Origin of the sequence: Pseudomonas sp. PGPR40 (genome assembly GCF_022014505.1) — a bacterium.
Taxonomy (GTDB): domain Bacteria; phylum Pseudomonadota; class Gammaproteobacteria; order Pseudomonadales; family Pseudomonadaceae; genus Aquipseudomonas.
Map to the genome: position 1 here is coordinate 56,031 of NZ_JAKLSP010000011.1, position 15,680 is coordinate 71,710.

General features: G+C 56.6%; 15 protein-coding genes and 1 tRNA gene. 12 read left to right on the forward strand and 4 right to left on the reverse strand.

Annotated elements, in window-relative coordinates:
* Positions 1-194 precede the first annotated feature (194 nt).
* The gene (locus tag MEB48_RS11590; RefSeq protein WP_237884374.1) at positions 195-1,082 is read right to left on the reverse strand and encodes a Dyp-type peroxidase; all 888 of its coding nucleotides are present in this window, start codon (positions 1,080-1,082) and stop codon (positions 195-197) included.
* 238 nt (positions 1,083-1,320) lie between these two features.
* Here MEB48_RS11590 and MEB48_RS11595 point away from each other — a divergent pair, with 238 nt between their 5' ends.
* Entirely contained in the window at positions 1,321-2,946 is a 1,626-nt protein-coding gene (locus tag MEB48_RS11595) for an NADP-dependent glyceraldehyde-3-phosphate dehydrogenase (protein WP_237884375.1), read from the forward strand.
* A 5-nt stretch (positions 2,947-2,951) separates the two neighbouring features.
* On the opposite strand, the gene MEB48_RS11600 is transcribed toward MEB48_RS11595, so the two are convergent.
* Positions 2,952-3,845 (reverse strand): DMT family transporter, encoded by an 894-nt coding sequence (locus tag MEB48_RS11600; protein WP_237884376.1) that lies wholly within the window; start codon positions 3,843-3,845, stop codon positions 2,952-2,954.
* Positions 3,846-3,979: 134 nt separating this feature from the next.
* Between MEB48_RS11600 and MEB48_RS11605 the strand changes: the two genes are divergently transcribed.
* Genes MEB48_RS11605 through MEB48_RS11615 form a run of 3 tightly spaced genes read left to right on the forward strand, consistent with a single transcriptional unit; the run spans position 3,980 to position 5,207 of the window.
* Positions 3,980-4,417: an Lrp/AsnC family transcriptional regulator gene (locus MEB48_RS11605; protein ID WP_237884377.1), complete on the forward strand. Its 438-nt coding sequence runs from the start codon at positions 3,980-3,982 to the stop codon at positions 4,415-4,417.
* A 56-nt stretch (positions 4,418-4,473) separates the two neighbouring features.
* Complete coding sequence (locus MEB48_RS11610) at positions 4,474-4,803, forward strand: YceK/YidQ family lipoprotein (RefSeq protein ID WP_237884378.1); 330 nt, start codon at positions 4,474-4,476, stop codon at positions 4,801-4,803.
* A gap of 11 nt (positions 4,804-4,814) precedes the next feature.
* On the forward strand, positions 4,815-5,207 hold the full coding sequence (locus MEB48_RS11615) for a VOC family protein (protein WP_237884379.1): 393 nt from the start codon (positions 4,815-4,817) through the stop codon (positions 5,205-5,207).
* Between the two features lie 72 nt (positions 5,208-5,279).
* Here the strand turns inward: MEB48_RS11615 and MEB48_RS11620 are convergent, their stop codons facing one another.
* The gene (locus MEB48_RS11620; protein WP_007898177.1) at positions 5,280-5,951 is read right to left on the reverse strand and encodes a Bax inhibitor-1/YccA family protein; all 672 of its coding nucleotides are present in this window, start codon (positions 5,949-5,951) and stop codon (positions 5,280-5,282) included.
* 124 nt (positions 5,952-6,075) lie between these two features.
* On the opposite strand from MEB48_RS11620, the gene MEB48_RS11625 reads away from it, so the two are divergent.
* The 8 genes from MEB48_RS11625 to MEB48_RS11660 all read left to right on the forward strand — a co-directional run bounded on the left by MEB48_RS11625 (position 6,076) and on the right by MEB48_RS11660 (position 14,931).
* Positions 6,076-6,163 (forward strand) — tRNA-Ser (locus MEB48_RS11625).
* 756 nt (positions 6,164-6,919) lie between these two features.
* On the forward strand, positions 6,920-7,537 hold the full coding sequence (locus tag MEB48_RS11630) for a helix-turn-helix transcriptional regulator (protein WP_237884380.1): 618 nt from the start codon (positions 6,920-6,922) through the stop codon (positions 7,535-7,537).
* Between the two features lie 282 nt (positions 7,538-7,819).
* Positions 7,820-9,097 carry an OmpP1/FadL family transporter gene (locus MEB48_RS11635; RefSeq protein ID WP_269137464.1) on the forward strand — a complete coding sequence of 426 codons (1,278 nt, stop codon included), beginning with the start codon at positions 7,820-7,822 and terminating at the stop codon, positions 9,095-9,097.
* A 125-nt stretch (positions 9,098-9,222) separates the two neighbouring features.
* Positions 9,223-10,674: a DUF1254 domain-containing protein gene (locus tag MEB48_RS11640; RefSeq protein ID WP_237884381.1), complete on the forward strand. Its 1,452-nt coding sequence runs from the start codon at positions 9,223-9,225 to the stop codon at positions 10,672-10,674.
* Positions 10,675-10,825: 151 nt separating this feature from the next.
* On the forward strand, positions 10,826-11,500 hold the full coding sequence (locus tag MEB48_RS11645) for a DUF3313 domain-containing protein (RefSeq protein ID WP_237884382.1): 675 nt from the start codon (positions 10,826-10,828) through the stop codon (positions 11,498-11,500).
* A 243-nt stretch (positions 11,501-11,743) separates the two neighbouring features.
* Positions 11,744-12,556, forward strand: a complete 813-nt coding sequence (locus MEB48_RS11650) for a transporter (RefSeq protein ID WP_237884383.1) — start codon at positions 11,744-11,746, stop codon at positions 12,554-12,556.
* A 227-nt stretch (positions 12,557-12,783) separates the two neighbouring features.
* Positions 12,784-14,172 carry a DUF1254 domain-containing protein gene (locus MEB48_RS11655; RefSeq protein WP_442969088.1) on the forward strand — a complete coding sequence of 463 codons (1,389 nt, stop codon included), beginning with the start codon at positions 12,784-12,786 and terminating at the stop codon, positions 14,170-14,172.
* An 87-nt stretch (positions 14,173-14,259) separates the two neighbouring features.
* Positions 14,260-14,931 carry a DUF3313 domain-containing protein gene (locus MEB48_RS11660; protein WP_237884385.1) on the forward strand — a complete coding sequence of 224 codons (672 nt, stop codon included), beginning with the start codon at positions 14,260-14,262 and terminating at the stop codon, positions 14,929-14,931.
* A 141-nt stretch (positions 14,932-15,072) separates the two neighbouring features.
* Here MEB48_RS11660 and MEB48_RS11665 read toward each other — a convergent pair whose 3' ends face one another.
* Positions 15,073-15,555, reverse strand: a complete 483-nt coding sequence (locus tag MEB48_RS11665; protein ID WP_442969087.1) for a cupin domain-containing protein — start codon at positions 15,553-15,555, stop codon at positions 15,073-15,075.
* Between the last annotated feature and the right edge of the window lie 125 nt (positions 15,556-15,680).

Consider the following 15,680-nt stretch of genomic DNA (forward strand, 5'->3'; position numbering starts at 1 on the left):
GCCACTCACCGCACTCCTCCCTGTAGGAGCGAGCGGTGCGGCGATCCGACTTGCCCGCGAAAGCACTTTGATCTGACACACCGCCTTCGCGGGCAAGCCTCGCTCCTACAGGGGTAGGGTTAACCCGGACTTCGACCAAGGCAGAACCGGCATCGGCGTATCCAACTTTGCCCAGCGTGGTGGCGGCTTCTTGTTTAGCCGATACGCAGTGCGCGCAGGTCGAGGCGACCGTCCTTGAGCGGCGGGCACCAGTAGTAGCCGCCTGTGATCGGTCGGCTGATGCGATACAGGCCGTCGGTGATGCCGTCTTCCAGACCGCTCATGCGCCGCAGTTGGGCTTCGAACGCATCGAGGGAAAAACCGAAGGCCAGGAACATCAGACCGGCACGATCGCCTTCGATCCACGGCATCGAGCGACGGACCACGAAGGCTTCGGGTGTGAAGCTTTCCTGGGCGGTGCGTTTGACGTGGGCGGAGATCGGCGCGTCGTCGAGTTCTTCGTTGTCACTCAGGCGACGGCCCATGATGTTGTCTTTCTCATGGGACGGCATCGCGTGAAAGCCTTTCAAGTCATGCTGCCACTGCTGAATCGCGGCGAAGCTGCCACCGACCAGACCGTCCGCGCCTTCGCTCAGCAATGCGGCCGCTACAGCGGCTTCGTCGTGAGGGTTTTCGGTGCCGTCTTCGTAACCGGTCAGGTCATGGCCGTTCATATGGCGAAAGGTTTCGTTCATCTGCACCAGGCGCAGGGCCGGTGCCAGCGCGGCTTCGATCGCATGACTGCGATTGAGCAGTTCGCCACGGTCAACACCGTGCAGCCAGCACCAGAGCGCGTGTTGGGTCGACGGGTTGTCGACGCCAACACCGACCAGCGCAGGAAAGGCGCGCAGCCCGTCGATCTGCGCGTGCAGCGCCTTGACCAGGGATTCACCGAAACCGACCACCGCCGACTTTCCGTCCACCAGGCGCATCAGGTTATCCAGCGCAGCCGGCAGTGCCTCGGCGGATTCAAGGGCGAAGAACATATGACGAGCTTGAGGCGGAACAGGGGTGGCGAGAATGCCCGGCTGGTAATAACTCATATGAACTCCTTTGAGAAAGAGCGTGAAGTTTAACCGGGGGATCGTTACTTGTGTGTTTTCAGGGCAAAAGATCGCCACGTGGCAGCTGCCGAGGCAGCGTTCGACAGTTGCTACGAAGGCTTTCCTGACCGGATGAGTCGATAGCGCCAAAAAATCATAAGATGAGCCATGACAAGCGAGTCCGAGGTCTGCTAAAACGATTCATCAGTGCATCACCCAATCCAGACGGGGTAGCGATATGACCACAGCACAGATCCTTGGCAACCTGTTTCCCACTGCCGACAACGTCCCGGAAAAATACCGCCTCAACGGCCCGACCGAACAGCGCGAGTATCTGGTCGATGGCGAACTGAAAACCTGGTCCGGGCCCCTCGCCCAAGTCCGCAGCCCGGTGTACCTGAGCGGCGCGAATGGCGATGAACAAGTAATCCTCGGCAGCACGCCGCTGCTCGATGCCGATACCGCACTGACCGCGCTCGACGCGGCCGTTCGCGCCTATGATCGGGGCCAGGGCTTGTGGCCGACCATGCGCGTGGCCGAGCGTATCCAGCACGTCGAAACCTTCCTGGCTCGCATGCGCGAACAGCGCGAGGCGGTGGTCAAGTTGCTGATGTGGGAGATCGGCAAGAACCTCAAGGACTCGGAGAAAGAGTTCGACCGCACCTGCGATTACATCGTCGACACCATCAATGCCCTCAAGGAACTCGACCGTCGCTCCAGCCGCTTCGAACTGGAACAGGACACCCTCGGCCAGATCCGTCGCGTTCCGTTGGGCGTGGCGTTGTGCATGGGTCCTTACAATTACCCGCTGAACGAAACCTTCACCACACTGATTCCGGCGCTGATCATGGGCAACACCGTGGTGTTCAAGCCGGCCAAGCTTGGCGTGCTGTTGATTCGCCCGCTGCTCGAAGCGTTCCGCGACAGTTTTCCGGCCGGGGTGATCAATGTCATTTACGGCAGCGGCCGCGAAACCGTCAGTGCCCTGATGGCCAGCGGCAAGATCGACATCTTTGCGTTTATCGGCACCAACAAGGCCGCCAGTGACCTGAAAAAACTCCACCCAAGGCCTCATCGCTTGCGCGCGGCGCTGGGCCTTGATGCGAAGAACCCCGGTATTGTTTTGCCTGAGGTGGATCTGGACAACGCGGTCAGCGAAGCCGTCACTGGCTCCCTATCGTTTAACGGTCAGCGCTGCACCGCGCTGAAAATCCTCTTCGTCCACGAAGACGTGGTCGAGGCGTTCATCGAGAAATTCAACGCCAAACTCGCCGGCCTCAAACCCGGCATGCCGTGGGATAGCGGCGTGGCCCTGACGCCATTGCCGGAATCAGGCAAGGTCGATTACCTGCACACGCTGGTGGCAGATGCTGTCAGCAAAGGTGCGGCCGTGGTCAATCCCAATGGCGGTGAGTCTCGCGCATCATTCTTCTACCCGGCCGTGTTGTACCCGGTGACCCCGCAGATGCGCGTCTACCAGGAAGAACAGTTCGGCCCGGTCGTGCCGATCGTGCCTTACCGTCATCTGGACACCGTGATCGACTACGTCCTGGAATCCGACTTCGGCCAGCAACTGAGCATCTTCGGCACCAACCCGGTGGCAGTTGGCAGGCTGGTGGACACCTTCGCCAACCAGGTCGGCCGGATCAACCTCAACGCCCAATGCCAGCGCGGTCCGGACACGTATCCGTTCAATGGCCGCAAGAACTCCGCCGAGGGCACGTTGTCGGTGCACGATGCGCTGCGGGTGTTTTCGATTCGGACGTTGGTGGCGACCAAGTTCCAGGAAAGCAGCAAGGAGCTCCTCAGCGAAATCATCAGCGGACGAAACTCGAGCTTCCTGACCACCGACTATATTTTCTGAGGCCTTTACTGCGCCGCCACCCGCCGAAGCTTCAGGCCCCAACCCTGCTGCATCCCGGCGGCGGCCAACAGAATCGCGGCGACACCGATCCATTGCAGCGGCTCCAGGCGATGGCCGAAGGCGAACCAGTCAACGAAAATCGCCGCAATCGGGTAGATGAACGACAGCGCACCGGTGAGCGCTGTCGGCAGCTTTTGAATCGCGCCGTAGAGCAACACATACATCAGACCGGTATGCACGATGCCCAGGGTCACCAGGCTGGCCCAGGCACTGGGGGTTTGCGGTATCGCCGAGAAATGCGCAAAGGGCGCGAGCAACAGCACGCCGGTGCAGACCTGGATCAACGCGATCAGATGCGGTGGCGTGCCGGTCAGGCGCTTGATGATCAACGCGGCAATCGCATACAGAAAGGCAGCCCCCAACGCCAGACCAATCCCCATCAGGTAATCGTTGCCACCCTCACCCTGCTCACCATGTGCGCTGACAATCGCCAGCATCCCGAGAAACGAAATGCCCAGCCAGAACAGTTTCTGCAGGGTGATTTTCTCGTTGAGGAACAACGCGGCTAACCCCACCAGCATGAACGGCTGAACGTTATAGACCGCCGTACCAATGGCTATCGAAGCGCGGGAGTAAGAAGCAAACAACAGCACCCAGTTACCGACAATCGCCACACCGCTCAGCACGGCCAGCAAGAAGGTGGTGGTCGTCAAAATGCCAGGGCGCAGAAAACCGAACGCCGCACAAATCAACAATAAGGTGGCGGCACCGAATACGCAGCGCCAGAACACCACGTCCAGCACCGGTTGCCCGGACACCAGCACGAACCAGCCAATGGTCCCGGAAATCAGCATGGCGGCGGTCATTTCGTATGAGCCGCGACGTAGTGTTTTGTCCATCATCAACCTCCTGTGTTTGAGCCCAAAGTATGCTAATCCGTCGGGGGGTTCTCCAGCGCAAAAAGCAGGCTAAACTCGGCTTCTGCCTTTTTTATCAAGGCTTATTCAGCCGATTGCCTAACAGGGGATTCGCCATGACCGACGACATCGACCAAGTGCTGATCAGCGCATTGATGGAAGACTCACGCCGCTCGCTCAAAGCCTTGGCACAGATCAGCGGCTTGTCCTCGCCCAGCATCGCCGAGCGCCTGCGCCGCCTCGAAGAACGTGGCGTGCTCAAGGGTTACACCGTCGAGATCGACCCCAAATGCTTCGGCTATCAACTCCAGGCCATCGTCCGCATTCGCCCATTGCCCGGCCAGTTGCAGGAAGTGGAGCGACAGATTCAGGCCATCCCCGAATTTACCGAGTGCGACAAAGTCACCGGCGACGACTGCTTCATCGCCCGCCTGCATGTGCGCTCGATGGAACAACTGGACACCCTCCTCGACTGCCTCAACAGCCACGCCGAAACCAACACCGCCATCGTCAAGAAGACCCCGGTCAAGCGCCGGCTACCACCGATGGCGTGAGTGCTGTTTTGTTCGCAAAGGGGTAGATTGTTTTTTTCCGGCGAAGGATTGACGGCATGAAAACTCAAGTCATGTTACTGGCGGCGCTGATACTCACCGGTTGCGGAACGTTTCAGACGGTGGTGCGCAGTGACGAGGCAGCGGCAAAAAGTCTCAAGGAACAGAAAACCTACTGCGGTGCGGTTCCACGGATCTATAGCGGCGTGACTTATGACTTTTGCAGTCTGCATGCGCCCCCAGGCCCGGGCATCGATGAGTATCAATACAATAATGGCACGCCCTTTGTGTTGATCGACGTAGTCATTTCCGGCGTTCTCGACACCATGCTGTTGCCCTACACCATTTATCGGCAGCAGGCTGATGGCAGCATCATTGTGGCCGAATAAGGAACAGATGAATGTTGTCCCACTTTTTTATCGGCATCACCGACTTCGATCGGGCATTGGCGTTCTACCAACCGATCATGGATGCACTGAAGCTGCAGATGAAATTCTGCGATCCGGGCAAACCCTGGGCGGCGTGGATGAGCAAGGATGCACCACGTCCGCTGTTCGTCATCGGCACGGCGTTCGACGAACAGCCGGCCACACCGGGGAATGGGCAGATGATCGCCCTGCTTGCGCCAAGTCGCGAGATCGTCAACTGCTGTCATGCACTGGCCATGGCTCATGGTGGCTCCTGCGAGGGACCACCCGGCCTGCGTCCGCACTACCATCCCGACTACTTCGGCGCCTACATGCGCGACCCGGACGGCAACAAACTCTGCGTGTGTTGCCACGAACCTGGTTGAAACCAACGAGCTGAGCCAAATCACAGACAATAAAAAACCCGCCGAAGCGGGTTTTTTATTCAAGGCTGGCGATCAATCATCGCGGCTCATGATGCCAAACAGTTGCAGCAAGCTGACGAACAGGTTGTAGATCGATACATACAGGCTGATGGTCGCCATGATGTAGTTGCGCTCGCCGCCGTGAATGATGGCGCTGGTCTGGAACAGAATGCACACCGACGAGAACAGCACGAAACCTGCGCTGATCGCCAGTTGCAGACCGCTGATCTGGAAGAACAAGCTCGCCAGGGTCGCGCCCAGCAGCACAAAGAAACCGGCCGTGATGAAACCGCCGAGGAAGCTCATGTCCTTGCGAGTGATCAGCACATAAGCCGACAGGCCGCCGAACACCAGCGCGGTCATCGCGAAAGCCGAACTGACCACTTCCGCGCCGCCCTGCATGCCCAGGTAACGATTGAGGATCGGGCCGAGCAGGAAACCCATGAAACCGGTCAATGCGAATGCAGAAACCAGGCCCCACGCCGAGTCACGGAGTTTGTTGGTGAGAAAGAAAAGACCGTAGAAGCCGATCAGCACCACGAAGATGTTCGGGTAGCCGACACGCATCTGCTGCGCGACAAACGCCATCACGCCGCTGAATGCGAGGGTGAGAGCGAGTAAGCCGTAAGTGTTGCGCAGGACGCGGCTAACCTCTAGCTGCTCAGCCTGCACGCTGTTATTAACTGCGTAATCCTGTTCGCGCATGGCGACACTCCTGGTTGGTTTGAAACGTTCAGTCGCAAAGATCATAACAGACGCTCTGTAACAAGCCATGCAGAGAGTTTGACAGTGTGTTTCATTCAGGTATTATGGCGCCCGCAACACAAACGGAGGTGTGGCCGAGTGGTTTAAGGCAACGGTCTTGAAAACCGTCGACTGTAACAGGTCCATGAGTTCGAATCCCATCGCCTCCGCCATCTTTATACGACAAAGCCCTGATTTTTCAGGGCTTTGTCGTTTCTGGCTTTTGGAAAAATTTCCCAGCCCACACTTCAACTCATTCCCGGCCGACTGCGAGGCCGAACGAAGCCGAACGAAGCCGCATCCTTTCGCCGGCTGAACTGTTGGAACTGCATAACAGCTTCCAAAAAATGACCGCCGATTACAACGCTCTCCCCGCCGGGCAAAAGTACGAAGGCATTCGGCCGAAACTTTTTCCAGCGTACGCCGCCACTGGATCCCTGCTGCCTCAATCAGCTAGGCAGGTTTCTCGAAAGTATCAACGGAAAGCGGATGGAGGAACCTCAAGACCGTCAGCTCCCCTAGGAACCTTTTTTGTGGTGCGCCAGAGATTCGGCTTCCTCTGATTCAGGCCAGTTGCAGGGCCGTCCCTTGAGAAGTCCCTCCATCCCTGTAAATACTGCTTGAGGTACAAACGTAGCAGCTTTGACAGGGATGAGAGCTGGACGCGTACAACCGCGTCCAGCTAACCGACAAACGCCGCACAGTTTCTATGGACCATTTGAAAAAAAGCGCATCCGTGCTAAAACCAATGTATTCAATATTATATATTTTTGGATGCAATAATGCGCACGACTCAAGTAATCGGGTGGCGCAAACGGTCGCGAGGTGCCAGGCACTGGCTCATGGGCGCTATGCTCTTTTGCTCGCCATGTGTCAGACATTCACTAACGTGACCAATGCGCCAATTTCAGGAATGATAGCGAGCTTATATGCCCTCCAAAAAATCATCTTTAAGAATGAGCGGGCCTGGAGAAATTAGTACAAGCCCATTGCGTAGGTTCCCGGAGGTAGTTGACGCGATAGGAGGTTCCTCGCGAACCGTTTTCAAAGACGCTGGTATCAGCCTTGAGCAATTTGCAAATGAAGACAACCATCCCGCCTACGTGGATGTTGCCCGTCTGTTCAACACGGCATTCAAACACACTCAGTGCCTCCGGCAAATTCAATGTACGGCGAATCCACGCTTACACCATCTGCTTAAACTGGCTATTTCGACCGCCACGTCACCTTTGACGATTTCAGAACAAATAAAGAGTCAGGCATACGCTCTATTATTGAAAGGCCAGGCAAACTCCAAGCACATCGCCAGTCAATTTTCATTGAATGAAAGAACGTTGCGACGCCGGCTGGATGCGGAAGGTTCTCACCTTAAAGAACTGATCACCGACTCCAGAAGCAACTTCGCGCGGCGGCTCTTGAAAGATACGGATTTGCCGATATCCGCAATCTCTCAAACCCTTCAATACCAGGATCCAAACGCCTTCTCCCGTGCATTCAAAACGTGGACAAATACGTCGCCACAGCATTGGAGAAATGGTCTGGGGTAGCCCTCCATTGGGGGTTGATACAACAATTTCCATACCCCCGCGATACCGCGCGCACTGTCCGAAAATGCAAGGTGCCTTTCTGATGATTGCCGTACAGTGAACGCAACAACAGGCTGGTTGCATAGCTGATCTTCGGTTTTTTTGTGCTGTTCATGAGGCTGGCGATTAGTTGCACCTGCGGTTGGAGCTTCGGGCAGACACTCAAGAAAGCCGCACGAGTAAAAGACACGGCCCTGGCCTTGGGGCGATGCAAGCGACATAGATCTGATAGAGAGGGATTTCATGCTATTAAATAAAAGGGTGTTGTCGATTACGGTTCTTGGTGCGCTGACACTCTTGACCAGTGGCCGCAGTGTTGCCGGTGGCCTGATGTTGTACGAAATCGCCACCGACAACGTTGGACTGGCCAATGCCGGTGCAGCGGCCCGGGCACAAGGCCCTTCGACCATCGCCAGCAACCCCGCAGGCTTGAGTTACCTCAGCGGAACACAGATCTCCGCTGGTGCTCAGGTTCTTTTTGGTGACTTATCGTTCGATCGGGACAGTGAAACCAATACGCCGGGCACTGGCAGCGGTAACGCGCTCGATCCCATACCGGGTGGCAGTTTCTTCATCAGCCATCAACTGGATGATCGGTGGTCCGTCGGTTTCGGCTCTTATGGCGATTTCGGCCTCGCTGAAAACTACGACAATGACTGGTCCGGCCGTTATTTCGTGCAGAACGCGAGCATTGCGGGACTGTCACTGGTACCCAGTGTCGCCTATCGCTTCAACGATCAATGGTCCGTCGGCGTCGGACTCAAAGCCATGTACGGGATGCTGAAGAGCGAAGCCGCCATCGATCAGGCGCCGCTTGGACTGACACAACGGGGTGACGGCCAATACAAATACCGGGACAGCACATGGGGTTACGGCGCCAACGCAGGCGTGATCTATGCCCCAAAGCCCGGTACCCGGATTGGCCTGGCTTATACCAGTCAGGTTGACCTCGACTTCGAGGATCGCCTGGATGTGCAGAGCAGTGCTCCGTTGGTGAGCCGCCTCAACAGCCTCAACACCAAAATCGACCTGAAAGTGCCGCAAACGGCGACCCTCAGCCTGTACCAGCAACTGGATCCGCAATGGGCTTTTCTGGCTACAGTCAATTGGCAGGATTGGTCGAAATTCGGCGACATCGGCATTGACGTAGACACTTCCAGAACCGGTTCACGGTCCGCCTCAATCGATGCGCATTACAAAGACACGTATCAATTGGCGCTTGGCGCTCAATACCAGATGAACCAGGACTGGATCTGGGATTTCGGTATCGCCTATGACACGTCCGCGGTGTCCGACGGTAATCGTACGTTCACCGTGCCCATGGGCGCCGCCTGGCGCTTCGCCACAGGGTTTACTTATTCGCTGAATAAAGAGACAGACGTGAATTTCAGTTGGGTCACGGTGTGGATGGGGGACATGTCAGTCGATCAGCAAAAAACGCTGTCTGGCAATCGTGTATCAGGCGAGTTCGACAACGCCTGGATTCAAGCCCTGACCGCCAACATGACTTGGCGCTACTGAGAAAAATCCAAGAGTACTTCGAGTGTCATGCCTGGTATTTAACCTTGGACATGAACACTCACGACGCCAGCTTGCACAAAACCAACGAGGTGAAAATGAACAGGAAGTCTAACAGGGGCTGGACAATGGCTGCGGCGGTCGTCGTCGTGGGTTCAACGCTTTTCGCGGGGTGTGCGGGCAAGAACGATCCGATCGCGCAGGCAGACAAGGCGGATGTGGCCAAGGGTATTTCCGCGCCGAGTCTGGAGCAGACCAAGGCGATCGCCGAGGAAGGCTTTATCTACGGCTTGCCGCTGGTCATGAACTACGCCGTGATGAATGAATTCGCGGTGGACTCCAGGTCCAGCCAGTTCAAGGCCCCCTTCAACCAACTGTACAACGAGCATCGGGTTTCTACTCCCGCTGACACGGCCGTCATTACGCCCAACAGCGACACCCCATACTCGATACTCTGGGCCGACCTGCGCGCCGAGCCGCTGGTGATCACCGTGCCGGGGGTCTCCAAAAAACGTTACTACTCGGTGCAACTGATCGACGGCAACACCTATAACTACGGCTACATCGGCAGCCGGGCCACGGCCAGCGCGGCCGGGAGCTATCTGATTGCAGGCCCCGACTGGAAGGGTGCGACACCTCCAGGCATCGACAAGGTGTTCAGCTCCACGACGCCCTTTGCACTGACGCTGATCCGCACCCAGTTGTTCAATCCGGCCGACATGCCGAATGTCGAGAAGGTGCAGGCGGCTTACAAGGTCCAGCCGCTGTCCGCCTTCCTCCATCAACCCGCGCCGCCCGCTGCGCCGAAGATCGCTTTCGTGCCGGCCACCACGGAGGGCATCAAGGCCAACTTCTTCGAGTACCTGTCGGCCGCGTTGGAGTATGTACCAGCATCGGCTGAGGACAAGGCGATCCGGGCGAAGCTGGCCAGCATCGGCGTAGGCCCCGGTGGCAGCTTCGAATTCAAAGACCTCTCGCTCGAGCACAAGGCCGCGATCCTGCTCGGGATGAAGGCCGGCGACGAGAAGGTCGACAAGTTCCTCGCGAGCGGAATGAAGAACATCAACGGCTGGAACGTCGGCGCGTTCTTCGGCGACCAGGCGTTCTACAAAGGCGATTGGCTGATGCGGGCTGGCGCCGCGAAGGGCGGTCTGTACGGCAACGACGCCACCGAGGCGACGTACCCCTACACGCGCACCGACGGCACCGGCCAGACGCTCGATACCAGCAAGCGCAACTACACGCTGACCTTCCCGGCCGGCAAACTGCCGCCCGTCAATGCCTTCTGGTCGGTGACCATGTACGACGGCAAGAGCCAGCTGCTGATCAAGAACCCGCTCAACCGTTACCTGATCAATTCGCCGATGCTGTCGGCGATGAAGAAGAACGCGGATGGCTCGCTGACCCTGTACATCCAGAAGGATTCGCCGGGCAAGGCCAAGGAGGCCAATTGGTTGCCGGCGCCTGACGACACGGTCTATCTGGTGATGCGCCTCTATTGGCCGAAAACCACGGCGCCTTCGATTCTTCCCGCAGGCAGCGGCAGCTGGCAGCCGCCGGCAGTGGTGGCATCGAAGTAACGCGACACTGCGACTGCTTGCAGTTGGCAAGCAGTCGTTCGATTGCTCAGGCAGAGATCCAGCGGGCCTTATTGCCGAAAGGGCTGAGGCCACAGGGTCTGGCCTTGAATAAAAGACATTCAGGAACATATCCCTCAAGGAGTACCGCTATATGAACGTCTCGCACAAATGGATAACGGGTGCCGCACTGAGCAGCTTGTTATTAACCGGTTGCGTATCGAAAGTTACCGAGCAACAACAGTACTCCGGCTTTTTGAAGAGTTATGGCGGCCTGCAGGAAACTACCTCGCCAAGTGGCGTGGAAGTGCTGCGCTGGGTGGCGCCAGGATTCAAGCCTGCGGATTATTCCACGGTGGTTTTCGAGCGTTTGGAACTGTATCCGGCGCCCAAGCCGGATGAACGCGTGGACCTGAAAACATTACAGGAATTGCAGGCCTACACCACTGAAAGCGCCAAGCAGGCATTGTCCCAAAATTACCTGGTCGTTCCAGACTCCAGAGATGTTCGCAAAGGCGAGCGAGCGCTGATCCTGCAGGCGGCAATCACTGGCGTGACAGCCACCAACGAAGGCATGAAATGGTACGAAGTGGTGCCGGTCGCGGCAGTCATAGGTGCAACTCAGGCCGCCACGGGTCATCGCGACCAGAATACCGAGCTGTATATCGAGGCGGACTTGATCGACGCCAAAACTGGTGCACCGGTCGCAAAAGCCGTGCGTAAAGTGTTTGGCGAGAACCTGAAGAACGCCAGCCAGAAAATCACCGCGAATGACTTCAAAGCGGCCATCAAGGGAATGACCGGCGACATGCAGACGTTACTCAAGTAATCGTCACGGCAGCGGTAAAGTTTTACGACTCCTCGTGCCCGGTCTCGATAAGACTTGGTTACGGGGGGAAGTTGAACTTGAGAAGTCAGTAACCTCAGCATGAAGCAGGCATACCCACAACCGATCGGGTGCCTTTATCGTTTTTCGCTGAACTCGAGGTGCTCGAGCAGTTTCTGCCTATCGTTAGCGGGCGCTCCTTGATAGTCGAGGAGCCCGTGGCGATCCGCATTCAAGGATTTCAACATGTACAAGCGCATTGAACGGCTTTTGCTCTCACTTTCGGTTTTCGGTGTATCCGTTTCCAGTCAGGCTGACGAGCAGGCGGAACTGGCTAAACAGTCATTGAATCCAGTCGCGGCACTGTACAGCTTGCCCATCCAATACAACTGGAATCAGAAAATGGGGCCTTCCGGTGATGGAATCCAGAGCGTCACCAATATCCAGCCGGTTCTACCCTTCTCACTCAATGACGATTGGAATCTGATCTCTCGCACGATCCTCCCGGTCATTGATCAGCATGGACTGGCACCGAGGGGCATTGCCGATAAAAGCGGAGTGGGCGACACCACGCAAAGCTTCTTTTTCTCTCCCAAAAAGCCCACCGAGGACGGCTGGATCTGGGGCGCAGGTCCCGCGCTGCTGTTACCGACCGGTAGTGATGAGCTACTGAGTAGCGAACAATGGGGGATTGGACCGACAGCGGTGGCGTTGAAGCAGGCCAACGGTTGGACGACCGGTATTCTGGCGAACCACATCTGGTCGCTGGACAACAACCCGGCCAATGACAAGGAGAAGGTCAATCAGACGTATCTGCAACCCTTTCTGGTCTATACCACAGCGTCGTACACCAGTTTTGGCATTAATACAGAATCCACTTACGACTGGGAAGCCAGGGAATGGAATGTGCCGATCAACCTCTTCGTGACGCAATTATTCAAAGTCGGCAAGCAGCCCATGAGCCTTCAGGTGGGGCCGCGATACTGGGCGGACAGTCCTGAGGATGGTGCACACGGTTGGGGCTTTCGGGTGGCGTACACGCTACTCTTTCCCAAGTGAAACGATCTGTGAGATGTGCGTTTAGCGCTCGAATGATTAATCGCCTGCGATTCGGTGAGATTCGAGAAGTTGTGTCCTGGATGGACACAGATATGCATCAAGATCGTCAGGGGTTCCTGCCTTTGGGGAATATCGCCTGATTAGCAGTCAGCTGCCCCCCCGTCTAACACGAAAAATGGAGTTTCAGGTTCATGATAACCACATTACCGAGAACATTTGGCTGTGCAATGATATTGCTCGCGTCCTTTGGATTTACGCACGCCCAGGCCGCGGACATCACTCCCGCCGAGACGAAAGCCATCGCCGAGGAAGGCTACATCTACGGTCTCCCCATCGTGATGAACTACGCAACCCTGTACGACTATGCCGTGGACAATAACTCCGGCCAATACAAGGCGCCGTTCAACCACATTCACAGCATGCACAATGTCTTTAGCTACAAGGACACGGCCATCGTCTCGCCGAACAGCGATACGCCGTATTCCTTGATGTTCATGGACCTGCGTAGCGAGCCGGTCGTGCTATCGGTACCGACGGTGGAGAAACCGCGGTATTACTCGGTGCAGTTGATCGATAACAACACCAACAACTTCGGTTACATCGGCAGCCGAACCACCGGCAGCGAAGCCGGCGATTACCTGCTGGTCGGCCCAGACTGGAAGGGCGTGACCCCGCCGGGCATCAAGAAGGTGTTTCGTTCCGACACGCAACTCCTCTTCGTGATTTTTCGCACCCAGCTCTTCAATCCGGCGGACATGCCAAACGTCGAAAAGATCCAGTCCGGTTATGCGACCCAGCCGTTATCGGCTTATCTCAAGCAGCCCGCGCCGCCTGCCGCGCCTGCGATCAACTTTCCGAAGTTCGACAAGGCCCTGGCCAAGACCGACTTCTTCAAGTATCTGGGCTTTGCCTTGCAGTTTGCCCCGGCCACACCGGATGAAGTGGCGATCCGCGCGAAGCTGGCCCGTATGGGCATTGGCGCCGGCAAGGACTTCAACTTCCAGGATCTCTCCGCCGAGCAAAAGGCCGCTGTGGTCGAGGGCATGCAGGCCGGGCATGCGAAGGTCCAGAATGCAGTCAATCATCTCGGCACGCAGGTCAATGGCTGGAACATCGTGAGTTCCGGCGGTAATGCCGCGTTCTACAAGGGTGATTGGCTAAAGCGCGCCGCCATCGCACAAGCAGGCATCTATGCCAACGACGCCGAAGAGGCCACGTATCCGATGGCCAAGATCCTGTCCGACGGTACGCCGCTTGACGGCAGCAAACACAACTACAGCCTCACCTTTCCCGCTGGACAGCTCCCGCCGGTCAATGCCTTCTGGTCGGTGACGATGTACGACGGCAAGAGCCAACTGCTGATCAAGAATCCGATCAATCGCTACCTCATCAACTCGCCGATGCTACCTGACATGAAGAAAAATGCAGACGGCTCGCTGACGCTCTACATCCAGAAGGATTCGCCCGGCGCGGACAAGGAAAGCAACTGGCTGCCCGCACCGAATGATCTGATCTACATGGTGATGCGCCTGTATTGGCCGAAGACGGAAAACCCTTCCGTCCTGCCGCCTGGCAAAGGCACGTGGAGTCCGCCCGCGATCGTCAAGATCAATTGAGCACTTTGTTCTGGATAAGCAGGCTGTTCCCCAATAGCTATCCGGCATGACTCAAGCTGCTTGGCACTACCAAAAGGAAGGCCGCAAATGGCATGTTCGATTAATTTATCGGTGGTTATTGGTCTCAGTTGCCTCCTTCTAGGCGGCTGTGTGTCAAGGACGACCGATAAAGAACAGTATTCAGGTTATTTGGATCGATACGATGTACTTGAATCGACCCTTTCGCCAAGCGGCGCCCCCACCTTGCGGTGGGTTTCGCCAGCGTTCAGATCTAAAAATTACGACATGGTAATTTTTGACCCCCTCATCCTGTACCCAGCGCCGAAGGCTAACGACCGTGTCGACATGCAAACCTTTGAACGGTTGCGAAGGGCTGCCGACACGCGTGCTTATGAAGTGTTGTCCAAACGATATCGAGTAATTGGATCGCAGGATCCCATCCCATTCGCCTCAAGATATTTAGTGCTGCATACGGCGATCACTGGCGTCAGTGCATCTAATGAGGAGATGAGGTGGTATGAGCTGATTCCGGTAGCTGCGGTTATCGGTGGTGTCAATGTCGCTATTGGGCAGCGGGATCAGAACTCAGAGCTTTATGTCGAGGCCTTGCTGGTCAACGCCGCGAATGAGCCAATGATCAGGGTCGCACGCAAGGTGTTGGGCAAGACTTTGGACAATAATAAGATTCCGATCACCGCAGACGACTTCACTGAGGCGATCGAGACGCTTGTTGCTGATATGGGTGAACTTCTAAAGTAAAAGTTATGCGTGCGCGACTTCTTGTTCGGGGACGAGGCGTCGATTAGCTGCACCGAGTAGTAGCGTGTTGGAGACGGCCGACACCGGGATCACGAGCGGTTCGCTCCTGACCTCGCCGGATACTCTGTCAGGTAGATAAGGTCACTTCTTCCTGGGGTCATCCGCAGGATTGAGAAAATTGATACCCCACGGGCCGGTCCCATGGATCTGCACGACAGTTTCTTCTTGGGTGAATACATACATCGGCATACCGACAGGCATGATCGTGATACCGCCTGGCGTGTAGGCCCTGGCTTTGGCGGGATCAAATTTGTCGCCGACTCCCAAGTGAAAAGTGCCGGAGATTACCGTGACACGTTCCACTACCGGGTGAGTATGGACACCTATCTTAGAGTTGGCAGGTAGCTTGAGTCGAAAGGTAAATGGATCTGCAGTTTTCAGGTCGCCTTCAATAACTACTATTTGGGCGCCAGGCGCGACCGATGGCGCATCAGACCATTTCAGATCAGAGGGTAGAACTGATATGTGGCCCGCCATCGGTTGCTCAGCGCTCGACACGGGTAGCGTCATCAGTGCGGCGAGTGTGAACGCGCTTGACGCAATAAAGACTCTTAATCTGTACATTTTCTGCTCCTTTCGAACGGAACAAATGTTGCCCAAGGCTATCAACCTTTATTAAAGCTACCCCGGGGCCATAAGCAAGGTGGCCTATTGTTAAAGCCGGGGCCGGGCTATAGAAATCGGCGAGG

What these genes read in the sequence shown, in the direction of transcription:
- MEB48_RS11590 (WP_237884374.1), bottom strand. Translation starts at nt 1,082, where the DNA reads ATGAGTTATTACCAGCCGGGCATTCTCGCCACCCCTGTTCCGCCTCAA.
- MEB48_RS11595 (WP_237884375.1), top strand. Translation starts at nt 1,321, where the DNA reads ATGACCACAGCACAGATCCTTGGCAACCTGTTTCCCACTGCCGACAAC.
- MEB48_RS11600 (WP_237884376.1), bottom strand. Translation starts at nt 3,845, where the DNA reads ATGGACAAAACACTACGTCGCGGCTCATACGAAATGACCGCCGCCATG.
- MEB48_RS11605 (WP_237884377.1), top strand. Translation starts at nt 3,980, where the DNA reads ATGACCGACGACATCGACCAAGTGCTGATCAGCGCATTGATGGAAGAC.
- MEB48_RS11610 (WP_237884378.1), top strand. Translation starts at nt 4,474, where the DNA reads ATGAAAACTCAAGTCATGTTACTGGCGGCGCTGATACTCACCGGTTGC.
- MEB48_RS11615 (WP_237884379.1), top strand. Translation starts at nt 4,815, where the DNA reads ATGTTGTCCCACTTTTTTATCGGCATCACCGACTTCGATCGGGCATTG.
- MEB48_RS11620 (WP_007898177.1), bottom strand. Translation starts at nt 5,951, where the DNA reads ATGCGCGAACAGGATTACGCAGTTAATAACAGCGTGCAGGCTGAGCAG.
- MEB48_RS11630 (WP_237884380.1), top strand. Translation starts at nt 6,920, where the DNA reads ATGCCCTCCAAAAAATCATCTTTAAGAATGAGCGGGCCTGGAGAAATT.
- MEB48_RS11635 (WP_269137464.1), top strand. Translation starts at nt 7,820, where the DNA reads ATGCTATTAAATAAAAGGGTGTTGTCGATTACGGTTCTTGGTGCGCTG.
- MEB48_RS11640 (WP_237884381.1), top strand. Translation starts at nt 9,223, where the DNA reads ATGGCTGCGGCGGTCGTCGTCGTGGGTTCAACGCTTTTCGCGGGGTGT.
- MEB48_RS11645 (WP_237884382.1), top strand. Translation starts at nt 10,826, where the DNA reads ATGAACGTCTCGCACAAATGGATAACGGGTGCCGCACTGAGCAGCTTG.
- MEB48_RS11650 (WP_237884383.1), top strand. Translation starts at nt 11,744, where the DNA reads ATGTACAAGCGCATTGAACGGCTTTTGCTCTCACTTTCGGTTTTCGGT.
- MEB48_RS11655 (WP_442969088.1), top strand. Translation starts at nt 12,784, where the DNA reads ATGATATTGCTCGCGTCCTTTGGATTTACGCACGCCCAGGCCGCGGAC.
- MEB48_RS11660 (WP_237884385.1), top strand. Translation starts at nt 14,260, where the DNA reads ATGGCATGTTCGATTAATTTATCGGTGGTTATTGGTCTCAGTTGCCTC.
- MEB48_RS11665 (WP_442969087.1), bottom strand. Translation starts at nt 15,555, where the DNA reads ATGTACAGATTAAGAGTCTTTATTGCGTCAAGCGCGTTCACACTCGCC.